The sequence below is a fragment of the Pandoraea pnomenusa genome, from assembly GCF_000767615.3.
GTDB classification, from domain to species: domain Bacteria; phylum Pseudomonadota; class Gammaproteobacteria; order Burkholderiales; family Burkholderiaceae; genus Pandoraea; species Pandoraea pnomenusa.
The window spans coordinates 2,705,137-2,730,908 of record NZ_CP009553.3 but is presented as its reverse complement, the minus strand read 5'-3'; the positions used below and the strand labels follow the sequence as shown (position 1 = coordinate 2,730,908).

Genomic DNA, 25,772 nt, shown 5'->3' with positions numbered 1-25,772 from the left:
GTGTTGGGGCTAGTGCTCGGCATGCATGGCAGCGGTTGTGGCGGTGCCACCGAGACTGGCGTCGCTGGGCACGCTGATATCTTCGAGCGACTGTTGATTGGTTTCCACGCGCAGTACCAGCAGCGCGACGATCAACAGGCCAAGCACGCCGCTCACCATCGCCAGCACACCGGAAATGCCGAAGTGCTGGAACAGGGCGACTGCCAGATACGGCGTGCTCATCGATGCCGCACGGCCGCATACGCCGGCAAAGCCCGTACCGCGCAGACGGAACGCCGTGGGGAACAACTCGGGGATATACCCGTACAGACCGAGCGTGACGATCGTGTAGATCGCCGTCACCAGGCAGAAGCCGACGATCGAGATCGACATCGCATCACGCATCTGGGGGTACAGGAAGCCGAGCACGATCGTGGCCGCCGAGAACAACACGAGGCCGCGCTGCCTCCCGAGGCGATCGCCGAGCAGATAGCCGACCAAGGCACCGCCCGGGGCACCGAAGGCCATCAGCGTCGTGAATCCGAGCGACTGCACCACCGTCAAGCCTTGCTTGACGAAGAACGTCGGCAGCCAGGCCACGAAGCCATACACGGCCACATTGATCGCGACACAGGTGAGCGCGGCGGTGAGCGTTCGGCCGATCACGGGCTTCGAGAACAGCACCGACAGGGGCACGTTGCGTGCCATCACCGGCTGTGCGGGCGGCACCGGCGGGAGCGCGCCGAACTGACGCTTCACCTGGCCCTCGATGTCGGCGAGCGTGGCTTCTGCTTCCTGGGTGCGACCCACCGATTCGAGCCAACGCGGCGATTCCGGCATGCGCTTGCGCATGATCCAGATGGCGAGCGCGCCCGCGCCTGCTATAGCGAACATCCAGCGCCAGCCGAGGTTCGGGATCACGATGTACCCGACACTCGTGGCGATCAGCAGGCCCGAATTGATGATGAGCCCCATCAACGAAATCCAGCGCCCCCGATAGGCCGGCGGCACGAATTCGCAGAGCGTACCGGCGGCCACGACAAGCTCCGCGCCAAGGCCCAGGCCCATGATGAAACGCAGCACGATCAGCGTGGGCATGTTCGGCGCGAAGCACGCGAGCAGCGAGGCGATGCCGAACACGGCGAGATTGATTTGGTAGGAATAGCGTCGACCGAAACGGTCACCCACGTAACCGGCCAGCGCCGAGCCGATCAGCATGCCGAAGAACGTGGCCGAGATGAAGGCCGCGTTGAGCTCTAGTGTCGAGAAGCCGCTCTTGACCAGCGCCGCGAGTACCCCGGCGGCGAGATAGACATCGAAGGCGTCGAGTAGCGCGCCACCACTGATGAGTCCGAGAATCTTCCAGTGAAACCTCGCCAGGGGAAGCCGGTCGAGCCGGGCCCCTGCGTTGACGGAGGTTGCGTTCATACGGTTGTCTCCTGAACGTTGGCGGCATCCGTTCGTCTGAAGCGAACGTAATGCGAGCAAAAAATGACGTGCGGCGAACGACGGCGTCCTCGTTCCCGGCTTGCGTTACTCCATCCTTTCCATCGATGACTGCGACACTGGCGATCCCGCCGTATCAAGACCCGCCGGCATCGCTGCGCGGTCGAGCGGTCCAACTCGGTTCACCGACGGCAGATGCCAGCCGGTGTGTTGTTGCAACTGGTGTGCGAGACGCAGCAGCGCGGCTTCGCGCCATGCGCGACCGATCAACTGAACTCCGGTCGGCAATCCGTTCTGTGTGCGTCCCGCCGGCAAGGCAACCGCTGGCAGACCGAGGTAGTTGATGCCGCGTGTCCAGTACGAGAAGTCGCCGAAGCGTCGCTCAATCGCGTCCGCGTCGCCGTCGAGCGTCTCGGCAATCGTCGGCACCGCATACGGCAAGGTCGGCAGCAGCAACGCTTGTGCCCCTGCCAGATAGCGTTCGACGAACGATTGCGAGTAGCCGGCACGCAGGCGCAGCGCGTCGACGTAACGGGTGGCCGGATACAGCAGGCCGCGCTCCAGCCGGCGCAACACCTGCTCGCCGTAGGCGTCTCGACGCTCACGCAGCCACGGACCGTGGATCGACGCGGCCTCGGCGCCGAGCATCAGCGTGGCCAGCGCTCCGGCCTCGCGCAGATCGGGCAGCGGGACTTGGCGAATCGTCACGCCACAGGCTTCGAGCGCCTGCTTCACCCCGGCAACGGCCGCACGAATTTCGTCGGAGATCAGCGCCGAGGCGTCGAACTCGGGCACTGCAACGACATCGCGATCGCTCAAGGGTTGCGCCAACGCGCGCGTGAAGTCGCGCGCCTGACTGACGAGGCAATGAGGATCGTTGGCGTCCGGCCCCCAGATGGTTTCAAGCACCGCCGCCGCGTCTGCCGCGGTACGTGCCAGCACGCCAACACAATCGAGGCTCGGCGACAGCGGCATCACGCCGTGCGTGGAGACCGCGTGCTGGGTCGGCTTGATGCCGGTGACGCCATTGACTGCTGCGGGAATTCGAACCGAGCCCCCGGTATCGGAGCCGAGGGCGGCGAACGCCAGGCCACGCGCGACGGCCACGCCGCTGCCGCTGGACGACCCGCCACTGACGTGATCCGGCGACCAGGCGTTGCGGCCGTGCCCGAGATGCGCGTTGAAGCCTGTCGGGCTCATGGCAAACTCCGCCATGTGCAAGGCACCGAGGTCCACGGCGCCCGCGGCATCGAGACGCGAGAGCACCGTGGCCGTCTGCGACGGCCGATGCCCGGCGAGGATGCGACTGCCGCATTCGCTCAGTTCGCCGGCGCGGAAAAACATGTCCTTGTGCGCGAGGATTGCCCCAAGCAAGCGGCGGTTGGGCTGCGCGACCTCGTCGCGGATCGCATGGTCGACGGCTCGTGCCTGATCGAGAGCGGAATCGTTGCGCAGGCGCACGAAGCCGCCCGCCAGGCCGGCCGCCCTCGCCTCATCGAGCGCGACGGTCGTGCGTTCGACGCAACCGGCGCCGGACAAGTCGCGCACCACCGCGGCGTCCGTCGCCGGGCCGTTATCCTTGGCGTGCAGCGTTCGCATCGTTTGTCTCCTGCTGGCGCAGCGTGGCATGGAAGGCATCGGGCGTCAGCCAGTCGAGCGCGCGCGCGGCCCCTGCCGCGGCGTCGGTAATGCCATGCGCGGCATTGACGAGTGCGAGCGCATGCACCGGACTCAGGGGCGCCGAGCCGAACTGATCGACCCAGCGCGCGGCGCTGGTGGCGTCGGGTTCGCCGGATCCTTCGGCAGAGGGCGCGGAACGGTACGCGGTCCGACCGGCGTCTCGGGATTGCCCGAGCGAGTCGGATTTCGGCGCTGTACCCCCTTGCGGGATATTGCCTTGCATCCTTACCTCCATCGCCACGCCATCACGGCGAGCCGTAACGCGGGTGTGAAGCGGCGGGTGCCAAGCGTCTCAGGGCACCCCGCGTGATGTCGATTGGAACTACCGTGTGAGCCGCACTGCCCTGCTCAGTCGCCGACACCGTGGCCGCGTTTCGGAATCAGTGCGCTGCGCACGAACTCCATGACCTGCACGCCGTGCTGGTTGAAGGCGCGGGTATGCACGGTGACGATACCCTGCGTGGGACGCGAGCGCGATTCGCGCTTTTCAAGCACCTGCGATTCGGCGTAGAGCGTGTCGTTGCAGAACACCGGGGCGGTGAGCTTGATCTCTTTCCAGCCCAGGTTGGCAATGGCTTTTCCGCTCACGTCGTTGACGGTCATGCCGAGCACGATGGCGACGGTCAGGCCGCTGTTGACGAGCAATTGGCCGAATTCGCTCTTGGCTGCATGCGCGGCATCGCAATGCATCGGATGGAAATTCATCGTCAGCAGCGAGAAGTGGATATTGTCGGCTTCCGTGATGGTGCGCCCGGGGCGATGCTCATAGATGTCGCCAATCTCGAAGTCCTCGAGATAGCGCCCGTAGCTCGCGCGAATGCGTCGGGTGGTCTCCGTCTGGGGTTGTAGTCCGTCCATGTCTCCCTCCTCCTGAATACGATGCTTGGCCAGGTCTACCGACTTTGTTCGGTGTTTATTACTTTGTACGGACAAAGTATTGGCGAAAGAAAATCGGAAGTCAAGATGATGGGAAACCCTTAGCGGAGGGTTCGACGACCCGGCCGGGTGGGCCTGGCGTCGGCGAACGGTGCGTCGCCGTCGCGCGGCGGGCACCGCCAAGTGCCGCGGCCGTGATCAGTGTCGGATGCGGGTGCGGGGTGAGGAAAGTGCGCAGCGCAAACGGAGGGTAACCGGCAACTTGGCTGCAAGGGGTTAGGACCGGCCGGCGTTTCCGTTTGGAAAACCGGGATTCATTGCCGCTCTGCCGCCGCCTTTTGGCCGTTGTCGCCGCGCTTTCTGAATTCCTCGCCGGCGACACGCATGCTTTCCTCGACAGCAGGATATCCTCGGTAAGGCAGGACGTTTAGCAGCGTCTCGACGATTTCCGCCGGCGTCGCGCCCGCAGTTAGGGCCGCATTCACATGGACCCGCAGCGGCGTCTGCGTCGCCTTGCTTCCCACCGCGGCGAGCGCTGAGCATGCGGCGAGTTCGCGCGTTATCGCGTTGAGCCCCGCACGGCTGAAGATGTCGCCGTAGGAGTGCTCGATGATCGCGCGGCCGATATCCGGAGCCAGGTCGTTGAAGCTGTTGACCACGGTCGCGCCCGCTTGGGCAGAAGTCTTGGCGAGTGTCGCCAGTCCACGTTCGCGGCGAGCCGCGCGAGTTTCAGAGACGATCGCATTCCCGCCTACCCCGCCGCGTGCCCCTTCCCGCTCTTGTGGGTCTGTCTTCGTGAAGACGGCGTTCGCAATGCCAAAGGCATTGAGCGCGCTGGGGAATCCGGCATAGATCGCCAGTTGCATCAGCGCTTCGGTGATTTCCGTGGGTGACAGGCCCGCCTTGACGCCGGCTTCGATATGAAGGCGTAACAGATCATCGCGATTGCCGGCGGCGCCGAGCATCGAGACGATCGCGATCTGTCTTGCCTTTGGATCGAGTCCCTTGCGGCCGAATATCTCACCGAACGCAAACTCGACCGACCAGCGGGCGAGCTCAGGTGAAGTGCCTTGCAGCGCTTCCATGTACGCCTCGGGATTGGCCATCAGTTCGTCGAGCACCTCGAGGCCCCGCTGGTATCGTGCTGCGCCATCGTCGGACGCCGGGTCCGGCGGATCGAAAACAAGACCGCGCTCTCGAAAAATCTCGCGAACGATGCCCACCGCATCGATCGCCACCGGAAACCCCAGGATTGCAATCGCCAGGAAAAGCATTTCGACCAGTTCCGCCGGCTCGCCGCCAACATTGAGGAAGCCGGTCATGTGATATTTCAGTTGCGGCTGCACGCTGCCATTGGCCATCAATGCGGCAACGGTGGCGACCTGGCGGAGGCCCAGATCCAGCCCCGGCCGCGAGAGGATGTCTCCATAGGCAAATTCAACCGTGAATCGTGCCAAATCCGGGGCGACCTGCGCCAGACGGTGGATCGGGATATCGTAGCCCGCGCCACCGATCCGCTTGAGTACCTCGGTACCTCGGGAATAACGTTCTGCACGGGTTTCGCCAGCGCGTGCACTAAAGAGAGTCGCCAAGTCTGGCTGGGCCTCGGATTCGCTCATCCGTGGCATGCCTTCGGCGTCCAGCATCTTTCCGGCTGCGGGAGTGCTCTGCAAAGTATCTCTGCGATTGCGCGTTTCCATGTCTGATCAGCTCCTTGTTGAATTCAGTAGCCCCGAGCATATGGGCACAAGGGGCCATTGGCTAAGACCAAATTCGTGATACCTTTTCTGCATGAGGATACGAATCGATCTGCGCCAGTTGGAGTGCTTCGTTGCCGTGGCCGAGGAAGGCACGTTCCGCGCCGCGGCTGAGCGACTGCACATGTCGCAACCGCCGCTAAGCCGTCAGGTGAAGCAGCTCGAGAGCGAACTCGGAGTGACATTGCTCAATCGCGACTCGGCGGGCGCGCAACTTACGCCGGCGGGCCGCGCCTTCCTGAAGGGAGCCAGGAAGACGTTGCGTCAAGCCGCGGAGGCGGTCGAAACCGCACGGCAGTATTCCACGAGCACGTCCCGGCAGCTCAAGATCGGTTACACGAAGGTGTTTGATCCGGAGGTCTTCCCTTCTCTCGAGCCCGCCTTCAAGAAGGCGGTTCCTGACGGGGCTCTGGTTGTCGTTGCGGGCGTTTCCGTCGAACTTATCCGGCGCCTGCAGCGCGGCGCGCTTGACGTGGCCTTGATCGGACTGCCCAGCGCAACAGGGGAACTGGTGGTTGAACAGTTGCATAAAGAGCCGCTGGTCGCGGTCATCCCTGCACGGCATCCGCTCGCGCGGCACAAAGTCCTGTCGATCGCGCAGTTGAAGGACCAAACACTGTTCTGGCCGCAGCGCCGGACAAATCCCGGATTCTTCGATCATTACGAGGAAGTTTTTGCAAAGCTAGGGCATGCGCCGAGCCGCAGACTCGTGGAACCCGTGGATCATCACTTGCTGCTGGCCGAGGTGGCGAACGGACGGGGCATTGGTTTCATCCCGAAATCGATGACCAAAGTGCGGCGCGCCGGGGCGACTTTCAGGCCGCTCAAGGAAAAGGAATTCTGGATCGGATTTGGCCTCGCCTACAGGAATGCCCAACACGCATCGGACCTCGATGCATTGTTGCGCATCGTGCGGCGCCAAACGACTAAGCGCTCCCCGGACATGGAATAGCCGCAGCCATGCTGTTCGTCCCGCGGCGCTTCCGGCGCTGCTACAGCGCCCAGTGAAAATCGCGTTGACTCGGGAGAATGATCGTTCTACACTCTGGGGAACGATCATTCTCCCTGTTGCGTGATGACTTCCTCCAGCCAAGCCGCCGATCTCTCTCCCGCTCAACTCGCGCTCCTCGACACGACGGAGCGCCTGGTCTATGCGGGCGGCATCCACGCGACGGGCGTCGATGCCATCGTCAAGGAGTCGGGCGTGGTACGCAAGACGCTATACCGGCACTATCCGAACAAGGAGGCATTGGTTGAGGCTGCGCTCCTGCGGCGTGACGAGCGCTGGATGCAGTGGTTCATTGCGGCGACATCGACAAGAGACGATCCCGTCGAGCGCCTGCAGTCGTGTTTCGACGCGCTTCGCGCATGGTTCGCCTCCGAGGGCTTCCACGGCTGCGCGTTCCTGAACGCGGCCGGCGAGATCGGCGACCCGGCCAACAGCATCCGGCGGGTGTCGCAATGGCACAAACTGCGTTTGCGCGACTACCTGCGCGAACTTACCGCCGCGAGCGGCTTGCCCGAGCCCGATTCGCTTGCGGACGAGTTGCTTGTCCTGATTGACGGCGCGATTTCGGTTGCGCTCGTTTTCGGCGGCACTGAAGCCGCCGACACTGCCGCACGCGTAGCGTGCCGGCTTCTTGCCGTGCCCCAACCCAAACCCAAACTTTGAGGTCACCCATCGTGTCATCCACAAACGAAACCCGCCCGCCGCTTCCGCCGTTCACGCTTGAAACCGCAATTCAGAAAGTTCGCCTCGCCGAGGACGGATGGAACAGCCGCGACGCCGCCAAGGTCGCGCTCGCGTACAGCGTCGATACGAAATGGCGCAACCGGGCCGAGTTCGTGAACAACCGTGCCGACGCCCAGGCATTCCTCGAACGCAAATGGGCCAAGGAGCTCGAGTATCGCCTGATCAAGGAGTTGTGGGCCTTCACCGATAACCGGATTGCGGTGCGCTACGCGTACGAATGGCGGGACGATTCCGGCAACTGGTTCCGCTCGTACGGCAACGAGAATTGGGAGTTCGGCCCGGACGGTCTGATGTCGAATCGCTATTCCAGCATCAACGATCTGCCAATCAAGACGTCCGAGCGCAAGTTCCACTGGCCGCTCGGGCGTCGGCCCGACGATCATCCGGGACTGTCCGATCTCGGCCTCTGAGGTTCACGTCGGGCCAGCCCCCGCCGCATGGCGGGTTCGGCGGATGCTGAGTCAGGGCAGTCCCGCGATGCCGAATGTCGGCCTCACCTTGTCGGATTGTCGTCGGGGCGGCGGGACGCGACGGCCACCGTGCTGGGTGAATCCGCAAGCGAGACGAACTTGCGTGTGGTGCCGTCAAGCGCAACGATGCCGCCGCTTTCAATGTCGTAGACCCAACCGTGCAGGGTCATGCGCCCCTGCTCCAGCGCGAGCGCCACCGACGGATGGGTGCGAAGGTTTGCCAGTTGCGCAATCACGTTCTCGCGCACCAGACCGTCGAGCTTGGCGCGCGGATCGTCGAACGTGTGCGCGGCATTGATCGCTTTCGCGGCGTCTGCGTGACGCAACCAGTTGGCGACGGCCGGCATGTGGTCCAGACAGGTGCAGCGAGAGATGGCGCCCATGGCGCCGCAGTCCGAGTGACCGCAAATCACAATGTCCTGCACGCCCAACACCGCGACCGCATATTCGACGGTGGCGGAAACGCCGCCGGGCTCAGGACCGTACGACGGCACAATGTTGCCTGCGTTGCGTATGACGAACAGCTCCCCCGGCTCACGCTGCGTCAGCAGTTCGGGAACGACGCGACTGTCCGAGCAGGTGACAAAGAGCGCCTTGGGGTTTTGACTCGTGGCGAGCTGCTTGAAAAGCTCGGCACGTTGAGGAAACGCCTCGCGCTGAAAGCGCAGGAAGCCGTCGATGATGTCACGCATTACGAATCTCTGGAAAAAAGACGTCGCGCGACGGTGATCGCTTCGGCGAAACGATGATCCACCCGCGACCGGTCCCCATTATCCCTGATCCGCACGCGCACGCCGATATGCCTGTATCGCGCGGCGTCGATTCCGGGTGTCGTTCACCTGCCGCAGCGCACGGTAACCTCGTGACACGCGCATTTCGAACACTGCTGACCGCGACGCCGAGTCTATTTTCAAACTCACGCCGTGAGGCGACACATGGAATGAGTCAATTTATTGACTCGATCGGGCTCGCGAGTTAAGGTTTGAGTGAAAGTGCATTTTTTGAAATGACAACAAGCTCGGGATGGAAGACACGGTGAATTCAGTTCGGCGTTATCGAAGTGGCGAGGCCGCAAAGCTCGTCGACATGCCGGCCGCCACGTTGCGGATCTGGGAACAGCGATATGGCGTGATTTCGCCGCCCACGAGTGCCTCGGGGCAGCGTCTTTATTCCGACGTCGATGTGAACCGTCTGAGAACGATCAAGTCGCTGGTCGACAAGGGCCACGCGATCAGCGCCATCGCGCATCTCGACAACGCGCAGTTGGGCCGATTGGCGAGTGGCGCCGCCGTGGCCGCCGCTTCGGTGGACGCGTCGCACGGCGCCAATCTCTTCATCGTGGGCTTTGGCGAAGGCGTCTCGATCGAGTTGCCCGAGGGCGTCACGCATCAGGCATTTCATCAAGCCGAAGAGATTCCTGTCGCCGAAGATTCGAGCGGCACGCCTCGCGGCATGGTCGTGCGGGTCGAGGCGCTGCACGAAGACACGGTGATGTCCGTCGTCGCGGCGGCGCGTCGGGCGCATTGCGATCACGTGCTTGTCGTCTACGCATTCGGCACGCGGCGTGCCGTCGATCTTGCGCGCCTTGAAGGCATGCAGCTCGCGCGCACGTCCGATGCCCTGCTCCATGCCCACGACGTACTTTTCGATTTCGTGCAGTCGATGGCGCACAAGGATGGCGTCGGCTCGAGTCGAGCACGGCTCTGGTCAAGGTCGCCACGTCGGTTCGATGAAGCGACGCTGACCCGACTGGCGCAACAGTCGACGACGATCGCTTGCGAATGTCCGAAGCACCTGGTCGAGTTGGTGATGCAGATCGCCGCCTTCGAGCGCTACAGCGACGAATGCGTGTCGCGCTCCGCCGCCGACGCCCTGCTCCACCAGCATCTGGGCGATGCCGCCAACCGTGCCGTGGCGCTGTTCGAAGACGCGCTGGCCGCGATTGTCGAGCAAGAGGGCTGGTCGGTGCCGGCGGCCGCTCCACGCCACATGTCCGAAGACTGAGCCCTCCCTGCGCATGCAGGTCGCAAGGGATGAATCATGCCGATACCATGGGCTGTGCGTCTTGCCGACTCCGGACCGATTCCGAACGTTTTCTTTTCATCAACGCTTTGAGGTACGCCATGAGAGACAACATTCGCACCAAGGCATCATTGCGCTTGCCGCTGTTGGGTCTGATCTCGTTTGCGCTGATTTTCCTGTCCGCCTGCGCGAGCACAAAGCCGCCGCCGGGTGTCGTTCCCGTATCGCCTTTCGATATCGGGCGCTACGAGGGCCGCTGGTATGAATTGGCACGACTGGACCATTCGTTCGAGCGTGGCATGACCGACGTCTCAGCAACGTACACGCGTGAGCCGGACGGCACGGTCAAGGTGCAGAATCGCGGATTCGATCCGGCAAGCGGACGCTGGAAGGAGGCGATCGGCAAGGCCCGCTTCACTGGCGCGCCTGATGTCGCCTCGTTGAAGGTATCGTTCTTCGGGCCGTTTTACGGTGGTTATCATGTCGCCGCCCTCGATCCCGACTATCGATGGGCGCTGGTGCTCGGACCCGACACCGGTTACTGCTGGATCCTGGCCCGGGAGAAGCATCTCGACGACGCACAACTGAAGCAGATCGTGGCGCGCGCGCGGGCGCTGGGCGTCGATACGGCGTCGCTGATCTGGGTGAGCCACAATCGCACCGACCCTGCGCAGTGATATGCATCGCAAGCCTTTTCTGCCAAGCAAGATTTGCCAGACGTGCGGTCGTCCGTTCGTCTGGCGAAAACGGTGGGCAAGGACATGGGACGACGTGAAGTACTGCTCCGAGCGTTGTCGTCGACATCGGGCCCCGGCATGACACCGGGCCGCAAGGGTCGCGCAGGCGCCAACGCTTCACCGGGGCGACATCTGGCCAGCGGCGACCCGGTCCGTCTGCGTGCAGGCCGCACGGGTTGCGCGCTGTGAATTTCCGTTCACGAACGCGGCGATGTCGTCCAGCACCGGGAAGAATCGGCGCAGCGGCGCGCTGATCGCACCCAGCATCAACGCGTGACCAAGGTCGTAGTGCCGAATCTCGACCTTGGCCCGCATCTCTCGCAACCGCTGCCCGAATCGAGTGGTGTTTCCCGGCTCGACAATGCGGTCAGCGTCCCCCACCCCCAGAAACATCGGCGGCTCCCGTCCCGTGACGAACCGGATCGGCTGGCTCGCGTCACGCACGGGCGCCGGGAAGACCCGGCGAAGCGCCGCGCTTTGCAGCGGCAGGAAATCGTAAGGGCCGGCCAGACCAACTACACCCGAGACCGCGCATGTCGTTAGGCCGGCGCCGAGCAGGTATCGTTCGTCGGTTGCCAGCAAGGTCGCGATTTGCGCCCCTGCTGAATGCCCCATCAGAAACAGTCGCCCCGGATCGCCGCCGAAATCCCTGGCGTGATCGGCGGCCCATCGCACCGCGCTTGCCGCATCGTCCATGAACGCCGGAAACGTGACCTCGGGATACGTCCGGTAGTCGGGCAGAATCGCCAGAAAACCCTGCGACGCCAAGGCTTCACCGACGAAGCGGTACTCCGCACGGTCGCCGTTTTGCCAACTGCCGCCATAGAAGAACACGACGACCGGCATACCCCCGACGGCTGCCTCGGCCCGCGTGGGCACATAGACATCGAGCCGTTGCCGCTCCGAATCGCCATAGGCCACGTCGGTGACGGCATGGTAGGTCTTGCTTGGCGTGAGCGCGTTGACCATGTTGATCGGCGCGCAGGCGCAAAGTGTCGCGCACGCCGACAGGGCTGAAAGAATGCTGGAGAAATGAAGTTTTGCCATGCGCATGGTGAAGTATTCAGCAGGGAACGCCGGTCCATTTCCCCGCCGGTCGGATGCGCGCGATGAAGCACCTCATCGCGCGGCGGCTGGAAGCGGCGCACTCAACGTGCGCCACTTCGTCACATGTCGTTACGGCAGCAATACCTTGTCGACGACATGGATCACGCCGTTCGATTGCATGACGTCGCCAATTGTCACGCGTGCGGTATCGCCCTTGTCGTCGGTCACGGTCAGATGATCGCCTTGTTGCATCACCGTGAGCGAATCGCCTTCGACCGTCTTCAGTATCGCCTTGCCGCCGCCATCGCTTACCGCTTTCATCAGATCCTGTGCCGAGAGGCGGCCCGGCACGACGTGGTAGGTCAGCACCTTGACGAGGGTTGGCTTGCTTTCCGGCTTGAGCAGTCCGTCGACCGTCCCTGCGGGAAGTGCCGCGAAGGCCTCGTTTGTCGGTGCAAAGACTGTAAAAGGACCTGGACCCGAGAGGGTGTCCACGAGTCCCGCCGCCTTCACGGCCGCAACCAGCGTCGTGTGATCCTTCGAGTTGACGGCGTTCTGGACGATGTTCTTCGACGGGTACATGGCCGCACCGCCCACCATGACCGTTGGCTCCTTCGCATCCATGGCGGCTGTGGCCGTGACCGCCTGGAGGCCGGCAGCGGCCCCGACAGACAGGAGTACTGCGAGAAATCCGGCTGACTTGATTGTCTTCATTCGTTCACCCGATTGATGGCGCTTCTCCGATGTGGAAGCCATCACAGATACGGATGACACCGACTTTCGGATGCACCCGCCGAGCACATTCTTCGCCGATCGCCCTCAAAAAATTTTTTTATCGAGCGTGCATCCGAAAGCTGCCGATCTACGTATACGTCGCAACGACACTCAATTGCCGGACACATCTCCCATGCTATCGACTGCGGTAGTGACCTTCTGCGGAATGATCTTCGCCTTCGCGTTGGCGTGGCTCCTCCAGAAACGCACGAAAAACGCCGGCCTGGTCGACCCCGTCTGGGCTGCCGCACTCGCTTTGGCGGCGATGTTCGTGGCGGCGCAAGGCACCGGACACGCGCTCAACCGAACGTTCGTCGGCGTGGCCGGCGGACTGTGGGGCGCGCGTCTCGCCCTGCATCTTTGGCGCCGCAACTGGGGCAAGCCGGAAGATGCGCGCTACCGGGTCTTTCGCGAACGATGGGGGGCGGCGGCCGATCGCAACATGTTCTGGTTCTTCCAGTTCCAGGGTGTGGTGGCGATGCTGCTCGCCGTCGCGTTCTTCGTTCCAGCGTTCAGCGTGCAGGCGGCGTCGCCACTGAACCTGATCGTCGCCGTCGTCGTCTGGGCGGGGGCGATCATCGGAGAAGCGAGCGCCGATCGCCAGTTGCGCGACTTCGTGAGCGATCCCGCGCATCGCGCACAGGTCTGTCGCAAGGGGTGGTGGCGTTATTCGCGCCACCCCAATTATTTCTTCGAGTGCCTGCATTGGTGCAGCTATGCCGCGCTCTCGATCTCGATGCCGGGGGGCTGGACAACGCTCATTCCCCCGCTGCTCATGGCATGGCTGCTGCTGAAAGTGTCGGGAATCCCGCTGCTGGAGGCGCACCTCATGGCCACGCGCCCGGCATACCGGGAGTACATGCAAACCACCAGCTCGCTGGTTCCCTGGCCTCCGAAATCCTCTCGTCAGACGCGATCGTCATGACGGACGTCGCGCACACATGGAGTTCGACACTATGACTGTCTCCCTTACACGGCCGCCCTCGGCCAGCGCCGACCCGACCGAAGAATCGGGACTCATTCGGCTTTGCGAGCTGGGTGTGGTGCCCGACGCACTGTTGCGCGCCGGCATGCGTCAGTTGATGCGCCAACGGCTGAAGCAGGAGCACGCGCACGATGTCGAGCGTGGCATGTCGGCGCTGGCCGACCTCGTGAAGGAACTGCGCTCTAGCCCCATCGCGATCGCGTCCCAGGAAGCCAATGCCCAGCATTACGAGGTGCCGAGCGAGTTCTTCCTCGCTCACCTGGGACCTGCGATGAAGTATTCGTGCTGCTACTACGAGTGTGAGGCGACGACACTGGAGCAGGCCGAGCAGGCGATGTTGGCCCGCTATGCCGAGCGCGCTCAGCTTGCCGACGGCCAGCGCATTCTCGACCTCGGCTGCGGATGGGGTTCGCTCGCGCTCTGGCTGGCCGAGCGCTACCCGGGGTCGCAGATCGTCGGGCTGTCCAACTCCCATGGTCAACGCCGTTTCATCGAGGCAACTGCCGCCAAGCGGGGCTTGCGCAACCTTCGGATCGTGACCGGCAATGTGGCCGACTTCGACTTTTCGGACGACGTCCCCGCGCAGTTCGACCGGGTCCTGTCGATCGAGATGTTCGAGCACATGAAGAACTACGGTGCGTTGATGAAGAAGATCGCCCACTGGCTGAACGATCGGGGAATGCTTTTCGTGCACATCTTCGCTCATCGCCATCTGGCCTATCACTTCCAGGACCGTGACGGCTCCGACTGGATGTCGCGCCACTTCTTCACTGGCGGCACCATGCCAAGCGCCGACCTGCTGCTGCACTTCCAGGACGACCTGCGCATCGTCGAGCGCTGGTGGGTGGACGGGCGGCACTACGCGCGCACGGCCAACGATTGGCTGGAAGCGCTCGATGCGTCCAGAGAAACGACGCTGCCGATCCTCGAGGCGAACTATGGGACGCAGGCGCGGCTTCAATTTCAGCGCTGGCGCATGTTCTACATGGCCGTTGCGGAGTTGTTCGGCTACGCGGGGGGCCAACAGTGGGGTGTGGGGCATTACCTGTTCGAAAAGCGCGGCGCGAACGCAGGAGACGTGGCATGACCGGACATTACACGACCCTTCGCCGGCTTGCGGGCAGGCTCGTCGCTCTGGCACCGCGCATGCAGCGTGCCGCGTCGCAATCGATGTGCGGAGTCTGGGTGGCCGGCGCCGTGCTGGCGTGTGCCACGCTGACCAGTTGCTCCGGCGCACCTCCCAACCCGAATCCGCTCGCCGATGTTCCTCTCAAGGTGGCATCGGTCGATCTGCCCCGTTACATGGGGCGCTGGTACGTCATTGCCAACATTCCCTACTTCGCCGAGCGCGGCTTCGTCGCGAGCCGCGCCGAATGGGTGCTTCGGGAAGACGGGCGCATCGACGATCACTTCTACGGCCGCAAAGGCGGGTTCGACCAACCCGAGAGCCATTACCAGTTTCTCGACAGTGTCGTGCCGGGCAGCGGTGGCGGCCATTGGCGTGTACGACTTTTCTGGCCGATCTACGTCTCCCAACTCACGCTGTACGTAGATCCGGATTATCGCTACACGCTGCTCGGCTACCCGGACAAATCACTCGGCTGGGTATTTTCGCGCGAGCCGACGATGGACGATGCGACGTATCGCTCGTTGCTGACCCGACTCGAGGCCATGGGCTACGACACATCGCGCTTCCGGCGCGTGCCGCAACTGCCGGAACAGCTCGGTCAGCCCGGATTCGCCACGCCGGGGCGCGACGACTGAGCGTCGCAACCCGACGCAGCACACCCGGTTCCGAAATTTTTCTGCATCCGACATGGCCTCGCACACGTATATGACTTCAAGCCCCCACTGCCTCGTTACGGTCGACTTCGCCGTTCGAGCGGCCCACACTGACGGAGAGATCGCGCGATGAGCTCAATGACGGCCGTTCTGCCTCCCGGAAAGCGGATCGCGGTGATCGGCGCCGGCATCGCGGGCATGGCAAGCGCGTATTTCCTCGCACGAAAGTACCGGGTAACGGTATTCGAGGCCGGGCAATACGCGGGCGGACACACGAACACCGTCGACGTCCAACTCGACGGAATGCGCGCGCCCGTCGACACGGGTTTCCTCGTGTTCAACGAGCGCACTTACCCGAACCTCATCGCCCTGTTCGACGAATTGGGCGTGCGCTCCATCGCCAGCGACATGTCGTTCTCGGTGTCCGTCGGCGGCGGCGCGCTCGAATGGGCGGGGACCAACCTGAACACCGTTTTCGCGCAACGCAGGAATCTGTGCTCGCCCAGCTTTCTCGGCATGCTGCGCGACATCCTGAGGTTCAACGCGTCGGCCGAACGGCATCTGGAGAGCGCCTCGCGCGAGCGGCAGTCGGTCGGGGAGCTGTTGCTCGCGCACGGCTATGGCCAGCCGTTCCAGCAGCATTACCTGCTGCCGATGGCGGCGGCGATCTGGTCGAGCCGAGCCGCCGACATTCTGCGGTTTCCTGCCGTGACATTCCTGCGGTTCTGCCTGAACCATGCCCTTTTGCAGATCCGGGATCGGCCGCAGTGGCGTACGGTCGCCGGTGGCGGGCGCGAGTATGTCAGGCGCATCTGCGCCACGCTCGACGACGTTCGACTCGGAAGCCCGGTGAGGCAGGTCGAGCGCGACGCCGACGGGGTGATGGTTCGGTTCGGCAACGCTCAGGCGGAGCGCTTCGACGCGGTGGTGATGGCCAGCCATGCCCCAACCAGCTTGCAGTTGCTTGGAGACGCATGCCCAACGGAGCGCCGGGTGCTCGGCGCCGTGCGCTATCAACCGAACATTGCGGTCCTCCACACCGATCCGACACTGCTCCCCCGGCGCAAGCGCGTGTGGTCGGCCTGGAATTACGTGAGCCACGCGACCCGGACGACCGCTTCCGATCATCCGGTCTGTGTGAGTTACCTGATCAACCAGCTACAGGCCCTGCCCTTCAGCACACCCGTCGTCGTGACGCTCAACCCGGTGCGCGAGCCTGCGCCTTGCACGGTGCTCGGCCGCTACGCTTACGAGCATCCGCTGCTCGATCTCGCGGCAGTCGACGCCCAGTCGCACCTTCCGGCGTTGCAGGGTCGTCGACGGACCTGGTTCGCGGGCGCCTGGACCGGCTACGGATTTCACGAGGACGGCCTCAAATCCGCACTGCGTGTGGCACGGGATTTCGATGTACTCCCGTCATGGGCCTCGCTATGAATCAGAACGATCCGATCGATGCCCCGGCCGCCTGGCTGCTCCGAGGCCGCGTAATGCACGAGCGTCTGTCCCCCGTGCGGCACAGGTTCACGTACCCGTTGTTCCAGGTCTCATGCGACGTTGCGCGCATGGATGCCTTGTCGAGTTGGTGGTTCGCGGTGGATCGACGCCGCATTTTGAGCCTGCGGTCGTCCGACTATGGCCCGAGGGACGGCCGCCCGCTCGATGCCTGGATGCGTGAGCGACTTGCCGAAGCCGCAATACCCGCCGACGGTGCCATCTGGCTGCAAACCATTCCCCGTATCGCGGGTTATGCCTTCAACCCGGTCAGTTTCTGGTATTGCCACGACAAAGATGGCGAGCTGCGCGCGATCTATGCCGACGTGAACAACACATTCGGCCAGCATCACGGCTACCTTTTGTGCGCGCCCGGCGCGGCCGCCATCCGCGGCGACGTTGCGCTGGAATGCCGCAAGGTATTTCACGTTTCACCGTTCTGCAAGGTCGAAGGCGAGTATGTCTTTCGCGTCAATCGGCATGGCCGGTCATGGTCGGTAGGCATCGATTACCGCGTGGACGACAAGTGGCTCCTTCGAACCGCCATCGGCATGCGTGCCGAGCCGTTCACGGGCGCCGGAATGCTCAACGCCGTGGTGCGCGCGCCGTTCAATGCGCTGAACGTCATGTTTCGAATTCATTGGCAGGCGCTGCGGTTATCGCTCAAGCGGGTGCCGTTCCATGGGAAGTCGCCGTCGGGCCCGCTTGTCGACACGCCAACACACGGGGCGGGACGCGTGCGCGAATTGTCACCGTCTGCCACGCCATCCGATCAGGAGATCAGACCATGACGCTGCTTCGACTTCTCTCGCCGCACACTGACATTCCCCTTGGCGCCCGCGTTTTCTGCGCCCTGTTGCAGCGGATTCGCGTCGGGCATCTGACGCTCGTCGCCCCCGACGGCTCGATACAGGTTTTCGGAAAATCCAGCGAGGCGCCCGGCGCCACGCTTCAGATCCACGACTGGCGAGCCTGCCGGCAAATCATGCGCGCAGGCGACATTGGTTTTGCAGAGGCCTATATTGCCGGGTGGATCGATACGCCCGACATTGCCGCATTGCTTCGTCTGGCGCTACGCAATCATTCGTCGATCGACAGGTCCATCGTCGGGTCGCGTCTGAGCCGGATCTGGTTCCGCCTGCGGCACGCCCTGCGCCGGAATTCACGCGCCGGCAGCCGGCGCAACATTCATGCCCACTACGATCTCGGCAACCGGTTCTACGGCTTGTGGCTCGATTCGACCTGGACCTATTCGAGCGCATTGTTCGAAGGGGATGCGCAGCGCTCGCTTGCCGACGCGCAGCGCGCCAAGTACCAGCGCATCGTCGACACGCTCGGCCTGCGCCCCGGCGACCGGGTGCTCGAGATTGGTTGCGGCTGGGGCGGCTTTGCCCTGCATGCGGCACGCCAGGGCATTTCGGTCCACGGCATCACCCTGTCGCACGAGCAGCTGGCCCTCGCGCGATCGCGTATCGCCGACGCCGGCCTGGCGAACATGGCAACGGTCTCGCTCACGGACTACCGCGACGTTCAGGGACAGTTCGATGCCGTGGTGTCGATCGAAATGTTCGAGGCGGTCGGGCAAGCCTACTGGACGCGGTACTTCAACGCTCTCGCGGAGCGCCTTCGTCCAGCAGGACGGGCGTTGATTCAGACGATCACGATTGCCGACGCGGCGTTCGATGCCTACCGCGGTTCCAGCGACTTCATTCGAGAGTTCATCTTTCCGGGCGGCATGTTGCCGAGCGTGTCGCGTTTTGTCGCGGCGGCGCGCGGTTGCGGGTTGCAGGCCAGCGAGACGTTGAAATTCGGAATGGACTATGCGCGTACGCTCAATCATTGGCACGCGGCCTTTTCGTCGCGAATCGAGGATGTCCGTGCGCAAGGATTCGACGAGGCGTTCATCCGCACCTGGCGCCTTTACCTGAAGTATTGCGAGGCCGCGTTCGACGAGGGGCGCATCGACGTCAATCAGTTCCTGCTCACGCGAGGGGCGTGACATGGCCGCCCGCGCACTCCACGCCAGCCTGATCGCGCTGCTGCTCGCCGGCGCCCATGTCCCGGTGGCCTCGGCCATCGGTTGTCGTGGCGACATCGCTGCGACGACACGCGTGGGCACGGGGGAGTTTTGCGTCCTGGGGTTCTGCCTCTACAAGGCGGAACTCTGGTCGGCGCGGCCCCGGTTCTCTCCCGACGCGCCTTTCGCGCTGGTGCTCAACTATGAGCGCAGCGTGAGCGCCGAAAAGATGGTCGCGACAGGCATCTCGGAGATCGAGCGGCTGGCAACGCAGCCGCTGCCGAGCGCGACGGTGCAAGCCTGGCGCAACGACATGAAGCGGGCCTTCGGCGACGTATCGCGAGGCGACGAACTGTGCGGCGTTTACCTGCCCGGGCGGGGTGCGCGATTTTATGCCAACGGCGTGGCCACGGCTCAAGTCGACGACGAGGCGTTCGCCCGCGCGTTCTTCGGTATCTGGCTCGACCCCCGCACCCGTGCTCCATCGCTGCGCGAGCGGTTGCTTGGTGGAGGGTCGTGAATGATGGCGTCGACGCATTCGTCCACAACGCGCGTGGTGTCCTCACGCAAGAGGTGGTGCTATTTCATTCTCGGGCAACTGGTGTGGCTGGTCTGCGTGTCGAGTGCGGCGCGTGGCGTTGGCTGGGTGGGGTGTTGCGCGGTGGCGCTCCTCGCGGCGGGCCATTTGCGTCTCGCGCCATTTCCCACCCGCGAGGCGCGGTTCGTGCTTGTCGTGACCGTGCTTGGCTGGACGTGGGAATCCTTCGTGCAGGCGACGGGCGTTCTCGTGTATCCGAACGGCTGGATTCTGGCGTGGGGCGCTCCGTATTGGATGGCCGGGCTATGGGCGCTATTCGCGCTGCAGGTCGGTACGTTGCTCGGGTGGCTGCGCCCATATCCCCTGCTCTCGATGCTGCTTGGCGCGGTGGGAGGTGCCCTGTCATTCAGGGCGGGGGCGATGCTGGGGGCGGTTCGATTCGTGAAGGAAGCGCAGGCCTATGCATTGCTGGCGTGCGGATGGGCGGTCTTCCTCCCCGCCCTCGTATGGCTCGGACAGACCCTGGGAGCGTCGCGTGTGGACTCCCGCGGATCGCCCGACACGAGGTGCCTTTGAAGATCGACATCAAGGAACAACGTCGCAACGTCGCCAACGACCGGCTCAGCGCCAGCAGGCGGCACCGATGCCACGGATCCACACCATGACGCAAGCATGCCCTGGCTCCCCGATGCCTGCGCGCCGCCGCGCAGCCGAGGTGATATATTGCGCGGAGCGTCCCAGCCCCGAACCGAGACACCACCGCGTCCGCATGAACGATATTTCAAAGGATTCCGGCCACACCATCGCCTCGGGCTCCGTACCGGCCGGAGACAGCGTTGCCATGACCGCGCGCCGCGAATTCCTCAACCAGCTGTTGCTGGCGGTGGCCCAGGAAGATCGCACGGCATTTGCCGAGCTTTACCGACTGACCGCCTCGCGGCTATTCGGCGTCATCGTGAGAATGGTGCGGGATCGGGCCGAGGCGGAAGATCTGCTTCAGGATGTTTTCGTGAGCGTGTGGCGTCGGGCGCACGCCTTCGATGACGGGCGAGGCAACGCCATGACCTGGCTCACCGCGCTCGCCCGTAACCGAACGATCGATCGGCTGCGGGAGACGCGGGAGACACACCTCGATGACGCCGAGGATCCCGACCCGCCATCCGAGGACCCGACGCCGGCAGCGCTGGCCGAGGCCAGCGAGCAACGGCGACTTCTCGAGGAATGCCTGCAACGACTCGACCGGCAACCGCGCGCCGCCGTGCGCGAGGCCTTCTTCGGCGGGGCGAGCTACAGCGAGCTGGCCGCCCGTCTCGACGTTCCGGAAGGGACGATGAAGAGCTGGATACGTCGCAGCCTGTTGCAACTGAAGCGGTGCCTTGAACAATGAATAGCCCCATCAACCACGACGATGATCTGCGCTGCGCCGAATATGCGCTCGGCGTGCTCGACGCGTCCGAACGGCGAGCGCTCGAACAAGCCGCCAATGCGGATCCGCGTCTGCAACGTGCATTGGCGCAATGGCAGGATCGCCTCGCGTGCCTGGCTGAGGACGTGGCGCCGGTCGAGCCGACGGCGCGCGTCTGGCAGCGCATTCAGCGCGATTTGAATTTCGATGTGGCCGCGCCCGACGCCCCGGAAAGGCGCGTTTCGTTGTGGGACAGCGTCAGGCTGTGGCGCTGGGTCGGATTGGCCGCCAGTGCCGCCGTCCTGGCGCTGGTCGCCGTCAACATGAGTTCGCTGATCTTTCCGCCCACGCAGCAAGTCGCGACGACCGGCACCTACATGGTGGCGGCCATGGCGCGGCAGGATGGTGTGACGCAGTGGACGGCGACGGTCGATCTCCGCCGCAGCAACATGGTCGTCGTGCCGATCGAGACGCCAGTCGTCGCTGCGGGACACACGACCGAGCTCTGGCTGATTCCGCACAACGGCAAGCCGATCGCACTGGGCGTCTTCCCCTCGAATCAACCGGCGTCGATGCCGATACCGGCGGAGATTCTTGCGCAAATGGACGACAAGGCCGTACTCGCTGTCTCCCAGGAGCCGCCGGGCGGCTCCCCGACGGGCCTTCCGACGGGGCCGGTACTCGCGTCTGGCGCGATTCGCGGCGCCTGACGTTCTGGCGCCTGACTTTCCGTCGCCTGACTTTCCGACGCTATTCCGTCGCGCGCACCGGGGCGCATTGCCAACGTGACGGCAGGCGCTATTGTCCGCAATCACAGATCGGGCGCTCGTGCGACGGTATCAGCGTGTGCATCACGGCGTCGGCGGCTTCCAGACGGAAGACCGTCACGCCCTTCAGCCCTGCCCGCCATGCGTGCCGGAACAGCGCCGCGACCTGCTCCGCCGACGCATTGGGCGCCAACGGCACCGTCTTGGAAATGCCGCCGTCCACGAACGGTTGCAGCGCGGCGAGCATTCGCAGATGGTCGAGGCCGTCAATCTGCGCGGCCGTCGCGAAGCTTTCAGGCAAGGCGACGCGATCGCCCCGCAATTCACGGAAAATGCGATAGGCGCGATTCTCGAGAAGGTAATCGCGCGGCAGAACTTGGGGGTCGTTCGAGAGGCGCAACCGGCGCCGGTACACCCAGTCGAAAGCCGGTTCGATCCCGCTGGAACAGTTGCCGCAGAATGCCAGGCTGACACTGCCGGTCGGTGCGAACGACAGCAGATGGCTGTTGCGCAATCCGTGCCGGGCGATGAGATCGCGCACCGCTTCGGGCAGCGCCGACGCGAAATGACCGGGCGACAGGCTGCGCTCGACGCGAAACAACGGATAGGCCCCCCGCTCCGCCGCCAATGCCGCCGACGCGGCATAGGCATTGTCGCGCAAGCACCGCCCAATTGCGCTCGCCAGTTCCCGTGCGGCCTGCGAGTCGTACCGCAGCCCCATCATCGTGAGGGTATCGCCCAGCGCCGTCACTCCGACGCCGATCCGGCGCTTGCTCCTGGCTTCGACCTCGTGGGCTTGCAGCGGCCATTTCGTGATGTCGATCGCGTTGTCCAGCATCCTGACCTGCGTATGGACGAGGCGGCCCAGCTCGACGAAATCGAACGCCGGCGAGCCGCCGATCGCGAAAGGACGACGGACCCGGCGCGCGAGGTCGATTGGCCCGAGCACACAGCTTCCCCAGGACGGAAGCGGCTGTTCGCCGCACGGATTTGTCGCGTCGATGGATTCGATATCGGCAAGGTCGTTGGCGCGACGAATCGTGTCGATGAATAGCAGCCCCGGCTCAGCGCTGTCGCGCGCCGCCTCGACGATCCGTTGCCAGAGCCGTCTCGCGGGCACGCTCGTGTAGCACCAGTCCCCGTCGGCCAGAAGCCGGGCGCCGTTTGCGAGCCGTTGCGCGTCGGGTGGCGCAGCATGGCGCAACGGCCACGCGGTGTCGCATTCGACGGCCGTCATGAAATCGTCGGTGACGGCCACGGAGACATTGAACGTTGCCCAACGCCGACGACCGCGCTTTGCGCTCACGAAGTCCTCGAGGTCCGGGTGATCGCAACGCAACACCGCCATCTGGGCGCCGCCTCGCGTGTCCGGCAATGGCAGCGACCGGCAGGCGACGTCGAAGCGCTCGATGACGGCGCACACGCCGCCGATCCCGGTGCCCGCGGCGTGCGTCCGGGCACCCACCGGCGCAATCGCCGAGAAATCGTACCCCACGCCGCCGCCCATGCGCAGCGTACGACATGCCTGCGTCAAGGCAAGCGACACGCTTTCAGGCGACGCGACGCGTACTCCGGGCGCCACGATCGGATGCACGAAGCAGTTCACCATCGTGGCGTCTTTCCGGGTGCCGGCGTTGGCCATGATTCGCCCGGCACCGATGGCGCCCCGAATCAGGTTCGCGTAGATCCGACGTGTGCAGCGAGCGCGCTGATCGACGCGTTCCGGCGCCGCAAGCGCGTGCGCGACTCGACGAAAGACGTCGTCATGAGTCGTCTCGCCCGGCGCCAGGTAGCGCTGATTCAGTAGGACGCGGCATATCTCCGGCGCCGGGATGCTTTTCATGTCGGGCCGACCCGGGTCGCGACCGCGCCGGTGGGCGCGTCAAAGCCGCACGTCCTCCGACGCCGCCTTGTGTTGGCGTCGCGCGATCATGGGAATCGTCATCGCACCGGCCACACCTGCGAGCGCCGCGATGGAAGCTGCCGCGGCCACGCTCTTCCACGGATGTTCGTGAACGTAACCGTCGGTCGTCCTGGCAAGCCGGGCGGCGGTTTCGCGGCTCGTGTGACGCAGCGAGTCGAGGTGCGAATTGAGTTCGCGCAGACGTGCGCCGAAGGCGGGACGTTCGGCGACCCCGGCCTCGTCGTGCTCGGCAAGGTCCTTGAGGAACGCCTTCACGTCCGCCAGAAGGGCGTCGGCATCGTTGATGAGCGTCTGGCGATCGTGTGGATCATTTTGACGAATGTCGTTCATGTCTGACTCCGCAAGCGAGGGTTGGCGCACCCTGGAGCGGGTGCGCCGGCTCAGTCCAATATAGGCAGTCGGTGCCGACGTACCATGACATGGGACAAATTCGCGCAATGTCGGGGCGACACGATCGGGCGACCCGGCATGCCATCGTGGGCCATCCCGCGCCGCACCCGCTTACATCGTCCTTCGCAACAGCGTTCGCAACTGCGCGACGGAGCGGGTGTTGAGGACGTCGGCCGCCTCGAGCCAGCCCCGCCGGGCCTGCGAGAGCGCCCACGCCACATTGTCGAAATCGGCGACACGATGTGCGTCCGAGGCCACGCTGACCTTCACGCCGTGCAACTTCGCCAGCCGGCAACCTGTGTCGGAGAAGTCCAGCCGGCGGGGTTGTCCGTTGGCCTCCACGAAGCAGCCTCGCTCCGCCATGGCCTTCAGGACACGTCCCACGTCGAACTGGCAGCCAGGGCGCTCGTCGATCAGGCGCGCGAACGGGTGCGCGAGGATACTGAAGTGGGGGTGCTCGATGGTCCGCAACAGGCGCGTGGTCTGCTTTTGCGCGGGCAGGTCGAAGTGATCGTGAATCGCGCCGACCACGAGGTCGAGTTTCCCGAGCACGCCGTCAGGAAGATCCAGCGAACCGTCTTCCAGAATGTCGACCTCAATGCCCTTGAGAATTGTCGGGAGCCCGCCCCGGGCGTTGAGCGCGTCGATGGCATCCGACTGGGCAGCCAGGCGGCTGGCGTCCATGCCGTGCGCAATCCGAAGGTGAGCCGAATGATCCGTGATCGCCAGATACCGAAAGCCGCGTCGACCCGCGGCCGTCGCCATGGCCTCGAGTGTGTCGATGCCGTCGCTGTACGACGTGTGGACATGCAGGTCGCCTTTGACGTCCCCGGCGCACACGAGGTGCGGCAGCGTTTCGTCACGCGCCGCGTCCAGCTCACCGGCGTCTTCTCTCAATTCGGGAGGAATCCAGGGCAGCGCCAGCGCCGCGTACACCGACGCCTCGTCCCTGCCCGCCAGCTTTCTTCCCTGCCGGAACACGCCGTACTCGTTGATTTTCAGGCCTAGCGCCTGCGCCATTTTCCGAAGCGCGACGTTGTGCGGCTTCGATCCTGTGAGATAGACGAGCGCCGCGCCGTAACTCGCGGCAGAGACCACGCGCAGGTCGACCTGCATGTCGTTCGCGAGCACGATGCTGGCACGCGTGCGCCCCGCCGAGATCACGGAGCGACGCTCGCCGTAGGCGAGAAACGCCTCGATCAGCGCCTGCGGCGCGGACGATGCGGCAACGATATCCAGATCCCCCACGGTTTCCCGTCCTCGCCGGAAACTTCCAGCGACGGCCACCTCTGGCGCGGGGCGGCAGCGCTTCAGGTAATCGACGAGGGGGGCGACCGCCCTTGAGGCGACATCCAGCGTGAATCGCCGGTGACGGTTCAGCCTCGCCTGCACGGCTTCGAGCAGCCTGAGTTCCGTGCGGGGACCGAATCCGGGCAGCGGACTGATACGATGCTCGCGTGCAGCCGTCGCCAGATCGTCCATCGTCAGCACATTCAGGTCGTGGCCGAGCCGCTGTACCCTGCGCGGCCCGAGCCCTGGCAGGCTGAGCAGCGCCTGGACCTCGCCCGGCGTCTGCCTGCGCAATTGTTCGAGAAGCTCGCTCGATCCCGTGCGCGCGACTTCCTCGATCTTGCCCGCGAGGTCGGCGCCGATGCCCGGCAACGTGTCCAGATCGACGCCGTTGGCCAGCATCACGCTCACGTCCTGCGTGAGTCCACCCATCGTGCGCGCGGCATTGCGATACGCCCGAACCCGGAACGGATTCGCATGCTCGACGTCCAGCAGATCCGCGATTTCGTTGAAGATGGCGACGACCCTCGCATTGGTCGTGCCGCCAGTCCCCGCCGCCATCGTGACCGGGGGTGTCACGGTTGCAACGGTGTCATCTGCCGCTGTCTTGCGCCCGGCCGACTTGTTCGCCGGACGCTTCAC

27 protein-coding genes are annotated in these 25,772 nt (G+C 64.4%); 16 read left to right on the top strand and 11 right to left on the bottom strand.

Translation table 11 applies throughout. The features are described from left to right. Positions 1-9 precede the first annotated feature (9 nt). The 5 genes from LV28_RS36240 to LV28_RS36220 all read right to left on the bottom strand — a co-directional run bounded on the left by LV28_RS36240 (position 10) and on the right by LV28_RS36220 (position 5,681). On the bottom strand, positions 10-1,407 hold the full coding sequence (locus LV28_RS36240; protein WP_038617498.1) for an MFS transporter: 1,398 nt from the start codon (positions 1,405-1,407) through the stop codon (positions 10-12). Positions 1,408-1,512: 105 nt separating this feature from the next. Next, on the bottom strand, positions 1,513-3,024 hold the full coding sequence (locus LV28_RS36235) for an amidase (RefSeq protein ID WP_048806342.1): 1,512 nt from the start codon (positions 3,022-3,024) through the stop codon (positions 1,513-1,515). Continuing rightward, positions 2,999-3,328 carry a hypothetical protein gene (locus tag LV28_RS36230; RefSeq protein WP_023874311.1) on the bottom strand — a complete coding sequence of 110 codons (330 nt, stop codon included), beginning with the start codon at positions 3,326-3,328 and terminating at the stop codon, positions 2,999-3,001. Before LV28_RS36230 ends, LV28_RS36235 begins: the two co-directional genes overlap by 26 nt. Positions 3,329-3,453: 125 nt before the next feature. Continuing rightward, on the bottom strand, positions 3,454-3,963 hold the full coding sequence (locus LV28_RS36225) for a MaoC family dehydratase (protein ID WP_023596038.1): 510 nt from the start codon (positions 3,961-3,963) through the stop codon (positions 3,454-3,456). A 332-nt stretch (positions 3,964-4,295) separates the two neighbouring features. Continuing rightward, on the bottom strand, positions 4,296-5,681 hold the full coding sequence (locus tag LV28_RS36220; RefSeq protein WP_081326872.1) for a carboxymuconolactone decarboxylase family protein: 1,386 nt from the start codon (positions 5,679-5,681) through the stop codon (positions 4,296-4,298). Positions 5,682-5,772: 91 nt separating this feature from the next. On the opposite strand from LV28_RS36220, the gene LV28_RS36215 reads away from it, so the two are divergent. The 3 genes from LV28_RS36215 (at position 5,773) to LV28_RS36205 (ending at position 7,901) form a co-directional block, all read left to right on the top strand. Next, complete coding sequence (locus LV28_RS36215; RefSeq protein WP_038617501.1) at positions 5,773-6,690, top strand: LysR family transcriptional regulator; 918 nt, start codon at positions 5,773-5,775, stop codon at positions 6,688-6,690. 123 nt (positions 6,691-6,813) lie between these two features. Next, positions 6,814-7,410 carry a TetR/AcrR family transcriptional regulator gene (locus tag LV28_RS36210; protein ID WP_023874314.1) on the top strand — a complete coding sequence of 199 codons (597 nt, stop codon included), beginning with the start codon at positions 6,814-6,816 and terminating at the stop codon, positions 7,408-7,410. Between the two features lie 11 nt (positions 7,411-7,421). Next, the gene (locus tag LV28_RS36205) at positions 7,422-7,901 is read left to right on the top strand and encodes a nuclear transport factor 2 family protein (RefSeq protein ID WP_023596034.1); all 480 of its coding nucleotides are present in this window, start codon (positions 7,422-7,424) and stop codon (positions 7,899-7,901) included. 83 nt (positions 7,902-7,984) lie between these two features. Here the strand turns inward: LV28_RS36205 and LV28_RS36200 are convergent, their stop codons facing one another. Beyond that, positions 7,985-8,653 (bottom strand): carbonic anhydrase, encoded by a 669-nt coding sequence (locus LV28_RS36200; protein ID WP_023874316.1) that lies wholly within the window; start codon positions 8,651-8,653, stop codon positions 7,985-7,987. A gap of 343 nt (positions 8,654-8,996) precedes the next feature. Here LV28_RS36200 and LV28_RS36195 point away from each other — a divergent pair, with 343 nt between their 5' ends. From LV28_RS36195 to LV28_RS48390, 3 genes are all read left to right on the top strand, one after another. After that, positions 8,997-9,965: a MerR family transcriptional regulator gene (locus tag LV28_RS36195; RefSeq protein ID WP_160117951.1), complete on the top strand. Its 969-nt coding sequence runs from the start codon at positions 8,997-8,999 to the stop codon at positions 9,963-9,965. A 119-nt stretch (positions 9,966-10,084) separates the two neighbouring features. Beyond that, positions 10,085-10,660 carry a lipocalin family protein gene (locus tag LV28_RS36190; RefSeq protein WP_023874318.1) on the top strand — a complete coding sequence of 192 codons (576 nt, stop codon included), beginning with the start codon at positions 10,085-10,087 and terminating at the stop codon, positions 10,658-10,660. 1 nt (position 10,661) lies between these two features. Next, entirely contained in the window at positions 10,662-10,802 is a 141-nt protein-coding gene (locus tag LV28_RS48390; protein ID WP_081256013.1) for a DUF2256 domain-containing protein, read from the top strand. Between the two features lie 35 nt (positions 10,803-10,837). On the opposite strand, the gene LV28_RS36185 is transcribed toward LV28_RS48390, so the two are convergent. After that, a complete protein-coding gene (locus tag LV28_RS36185; protein WP_257125728.1) occupies positions 10,838-11,689 on the bottom strand; it encodes an alpha/beta hydrolase in 852 nt (283 codons plus the stop codon). Positions 11,690-11,896: 207 nt separating this feature from the next. Then, positions 11,897-12,481, bottom strand: coding sequence for a fasciclin domain-containing protein (locus LV28_RS36180; RefSeq protein ID WP_038617508.1), 585 nt, complete (start codon positions 12,479-12,481; stop codon positions 11,897-11,899). A gap of 193 nt (positions 12,482-12,674) precedes the next feature. Between LV28_RS36180 and LV28_RS36175 the strand changes: the two genes are divergently transcribed. The 10 genes from LV28_RS36175 (at position 12,675) to LV28_RS36130 (ending at position 21,469) form a co-directional block, all read left to right on the top strand. Next, positions 12,675-13,466: a DUF1295 domain-containing protein gene (locus tag LV28_RS36175; RefSeq protein ID WP_038617511.1), complete on the top strand. Its 792-nt coding sequence runs from the start codon at positions 12,675-12,677 to the stop codon at positions 13,464-13,466. 31 nt (positions 13,467-13,497) lie between these two features. Beyond that, entirely contained in the window at positions 13,498-14,613 is a 1,116-nt protein-coding gene (locus tag LV28_RS36170) for an SAM-dependent methyltransferase (RefSeq protein ID WP_038621067.1), read from the top strand. Between the two features lie 83 nt (positions 14,614-14,696). After that, on the top strand, positions 14,697-15,290 hold the full coding sequence (locus LV28_RS36165; protein ID WP_048806643.1) for a lipocalin family protein: 594 nt from the start codon (positions 14,697-14,699) through the stop codon (positions 15,288-15,290). A gap of 147 nt (positions 15,291-15,437) precedes the next feature. Next, positions 15,438-16,742 (top strand): NAD(P)/FAD-dependent oxidoreductase, encoded by a 1,305-nt coding sequence (locus LV28_RS36160; protein ID WP_038617514.1) that lies wholly within the window; start codon positions 15,438-15,440, stop codon positions 16,740-16,742. After that, positions 16,739-17,590 carry a DUF1365 domain-containing protein gene (locus tag LV28_RS36155; protein WP_023874325.1) on the top strand — a complete coding sequence of 284 codons (852 nt, stop codon included), beginning with the start codon at positions 16,739-16,741 and terminating at the stop codon, positions 17,588-17,590. The genes LV28_RS36160 and LV28_RS36155 overlap by 4 nt, the downstream gene beginning before the upstream one ends. After that, entirely contained in the window at positions 17,587-18,798 is a 1,212-nt protein-coding gene (locus LV28_RS36150; RefSeq protein WP_023596023.1) for an SAM-dependent methyltransferase, read from the top strand. The genes LV28_RS36155 and LV28_RS36150 overlap by 4 nt, the downstream gene beginning before the upstream one ends. 1 nt (position 18,799) lies before the next feature. Beyond that, entirely contained in the window at positions 18,800-19,336 is a 537-nt protein-coding gene (locus LV28_RS36145; protein WP_023596022.1) for a chalcone isomerase family protein, read from the top strand. Next, positions 19,337-19,930: a DUF2878 domain-containing protein gene (locus LV28_RS36140; protein WP_048806343.1), complete on the top strand. Its 594-nt coding sequence runs from the start codon at positions 19,337-19,339 to the stop codon at positions 19,928-19,930. Between the two features lie 265 nt (positions 19,931-20,195). Further along, positions 20,196-20,741, top strand: coding sequence for a sigma-70 family RNA polymerase sigma factor (locus LV28_RS36135; RefSeq protein ID WP_224785244.1), 546 nt, complete (start codon positions 20,196-20,198; stop codon positions 20,739-20,741). Then, a complete protein-coding gene (locus LV28_RS36130; protein WP_038617520.1) occupies positions 20,738-21,469 on the top strand; it encodes an anti-sigma factor in 732 nt (243 codons plus the stop codon). Before LV28_RS36135 ends, LV28_RS36130 begins: the two co-directional genes overlap by 4 nt. Before the next feature lie 88 nt (positions 21,470-21,557). Here the strand turns inward: LV28_RS36130 and LV28_RS36125 are convergent, their stop codons facing one another. The 3 genes from LV28_RS36125 to polX form a co-directional block, all read right to left on the bottom strand. Next, on the bottom strand, positions 21,558-23,369 hold the full coding sequence (locus LV28_RS36125; RefSeq protein WP_038617523.1) for an adenosylcobalamin-dependent ribonucleoside-diphosphate reductase: 1,812 nt from the start codon (positions 23,367-23,369) through the stop codon (positions 21,558-21,560). Positions 23,370-23,408: 39 nt separating this feature from the next. Beyond that, a complete protein-coding gene (locus tag LV28_RS36120) occupies positions 23,409-23,780 on the bottom strand; it encodes an ElaB/YgaM/YqjD family protein (RefSeq protein ID WP_023596017.1) in 372 nt (123 codons plus the stop codon). A gap of 171 nt (positions 23,781-23,951) precedes the next feature. Further along, on the bottom strand, positions 23,952-25,772 hold the full coding sequence (gene polX, locus LV28_RS36115; RefSeq protein WP_255315161.1) for a DNA polymerase/3'-5' exonuclease PolX: 1,821 nt from the start codon (positions 25,770-25,772) through the stop codon (positions 23,952-23,954).

What these genes read in the sequence shown, in the direction of transcription:
- LV28_RS36240 (WP_038617498.1), bottom strand. Translation starts at nt 1,407, where the DNA reads ATGAACGCAACCTCCGTCAACGCAGGGGCCCGGCTCGACCGGCTTCCC.
- LV28_RS36235 (WP_048806342.1), bottom strand. Translation starts at nt 3,024, where the DNA reads ATGCGAACGCTGCACGCCAAGGATAACGGCCCGGCGACGGACGCCGCG.
- LV28_RS36230 (WP_023874311.1), bottom strand. Translation starts at nt 3,328, where the DNA reads ATGCAAGGCAATATCCCGCAAGGGGGTACAGCGCCGAAATCCGACTCG.
- LV28_RS36225 (WP_023596038.1), bottom strand. Translation starts at nt 3,963, where the DNA reads ATGGACGGACTACAACCCCAGACGGAGACCACCCGACGCATTCGCGCG.
- LV28_RS36220 (WP_081326872.1), bottom strand. Translation starts at nt 5,681, where the DNA reads ATGGAAACGCGCAATCGCAGAGATACTTTGCAGAGCACTCCCGCAGCC.
- LV28_RS36215 (WP_038617501.1), top strand. Translation starts at nt 5,773, where the DNA reads ATGAGGATACGAATCGATCTGCGCCAGTTGGAGTGCTTCGTTGCCGTG.
- LV28_RS36210 (WP_023874314.1), top strand. Translation starts at nt 6,814, where the DNA reads ATGACTTCCTCCAGCCAAGCCGCCGATCTCTCTCCCGCTCAACTCGCG.
- LV28_RS36200 (WP_023874316.1), bottom strand. Translation starts at nt 8,653, where the DNA reads ATGCGTGACATCATCGACGGCTTCCTGCGCTTTCAGCGCGAGGCGTTT.
- LV28_RS36190 (WP_023874318.1), top strand. Translation starts at nt 10,085, where the DNA reads ATGAGAGACAACATTCGCACCAAGGCATCATTGCGCTTGCCGCTGTTG.
- LV28_RS48390 (WP_081256013.1), top strand. Translation starts at nt 10,662, where the DNA reads ATGCATCGCAAGCCTTTTCTGCCAAGCAAGATTTGCCAGACGTGCGGT.
- LV28_RS36185 (WP_257125728.1), bottom strand. Translation starts at nt 11,689, where the DNA reads ATGGTCAACGCGCTCACGCCAAGCAAGACCTACCATGCCGTCACCGAC.
- LV28_RS36180 (WP_038617508.1), bottom strand. Translation starts at nt 12,481, where the DNA reads ATGAAGACAATCAAGTCAGCCGGATTTCTCGCAGTACTCCTGTCTGTC.
- LV28_RS36175 (WP_038617511.1), top strand. Translation starts at nt 12,675, where the DNA reads ATGCTATCGACTGCGGTAGTGACCTTCTGCGGAATGATCTTCGCCTTC.
- LV28_RS36170 (WP_038621067.1), top strand. Translation starts at nt 13,498, where the DNA reads ATGACTGTCTCCCTTACACGGCCGCCCTCGGCCAGCGCCGACCCGACC.
- LV28_RS36165 (WP_048806643.1), top strand. Translation starts at nt 14,697, where the DNA reads ATGTGCGGAGTCTGGGTGGCCGGCGCCGTGCTGGCGTGTGCCACGCTG.
- LV28_RS36160 (WP_038617514.1), top strand. Translation starts at nt 15,438, where the DNA reads ATGAGCTCAATGACGGCCGTTCTGCCTCCCGGAAAGCGGATCGCGGTG.
- LV28_RS36155 (WP_023874325.1), top strand. Translation starts at nt 16,739, where the DNA reads ATGAATCAGAACGATCCGATCGATGCCCCGGCCGCCTGGCTGCTCCGA.
- LV28_RS36150 (WP_023596023.1), top strand. Translation starts at nt 17,587, where the DNA reads ATGACGCTGCTTCGACTTCTCTCGCCGCACACTGACATTCCCCTTGGC.
- LV28_RS36145 (WP_023596022.1), top strand. Translation starts at nt 18,800, where the DNA reads ATGGCCGCCCGCGCACTCCACGCCAGCCTGATCGCGCTGCTGCTCGCC.
- LV28_RS36140 (WP_048806343.1), top strand. Translation starts at nt 19,337, where the DNA reads ATGATGGCGTCGACGCATTCGTCCACAACGCGCGTGGTGTCCTCACGC.
- LV28_RS36135 (WP_224785244.1), top strand. Translation starts at nt 20,196, where the DNA reads ATGACCGCGCGCCGCGAATTCCTCAACCAGCTGTTGCTGGCGGTGGCC.
- LV28_RS36130 (WP_038617520.1), top strand. Translation starts at nt 20,738, where the DNA reads ATGAATAGCCCCATCAACCACGACGATGATCTGCGCTGCGCCGAATAT.
- LV28_RS36125 (WP_038617523.1), bottom strand. Translation starts at nt 23,369, where the DNA reads ATGAAAAGCATCCCGGCGCCGGAGATATGCCGCGTCCTACTGAATCAG.
- LV28_RS36120 (WP_023596017.1), bottom strand. Translation starts at nt 23,780, where the DNA reads ATGAACGACATTCGTCAAAATGATCCACACGATCGCCAGACGCTCATC.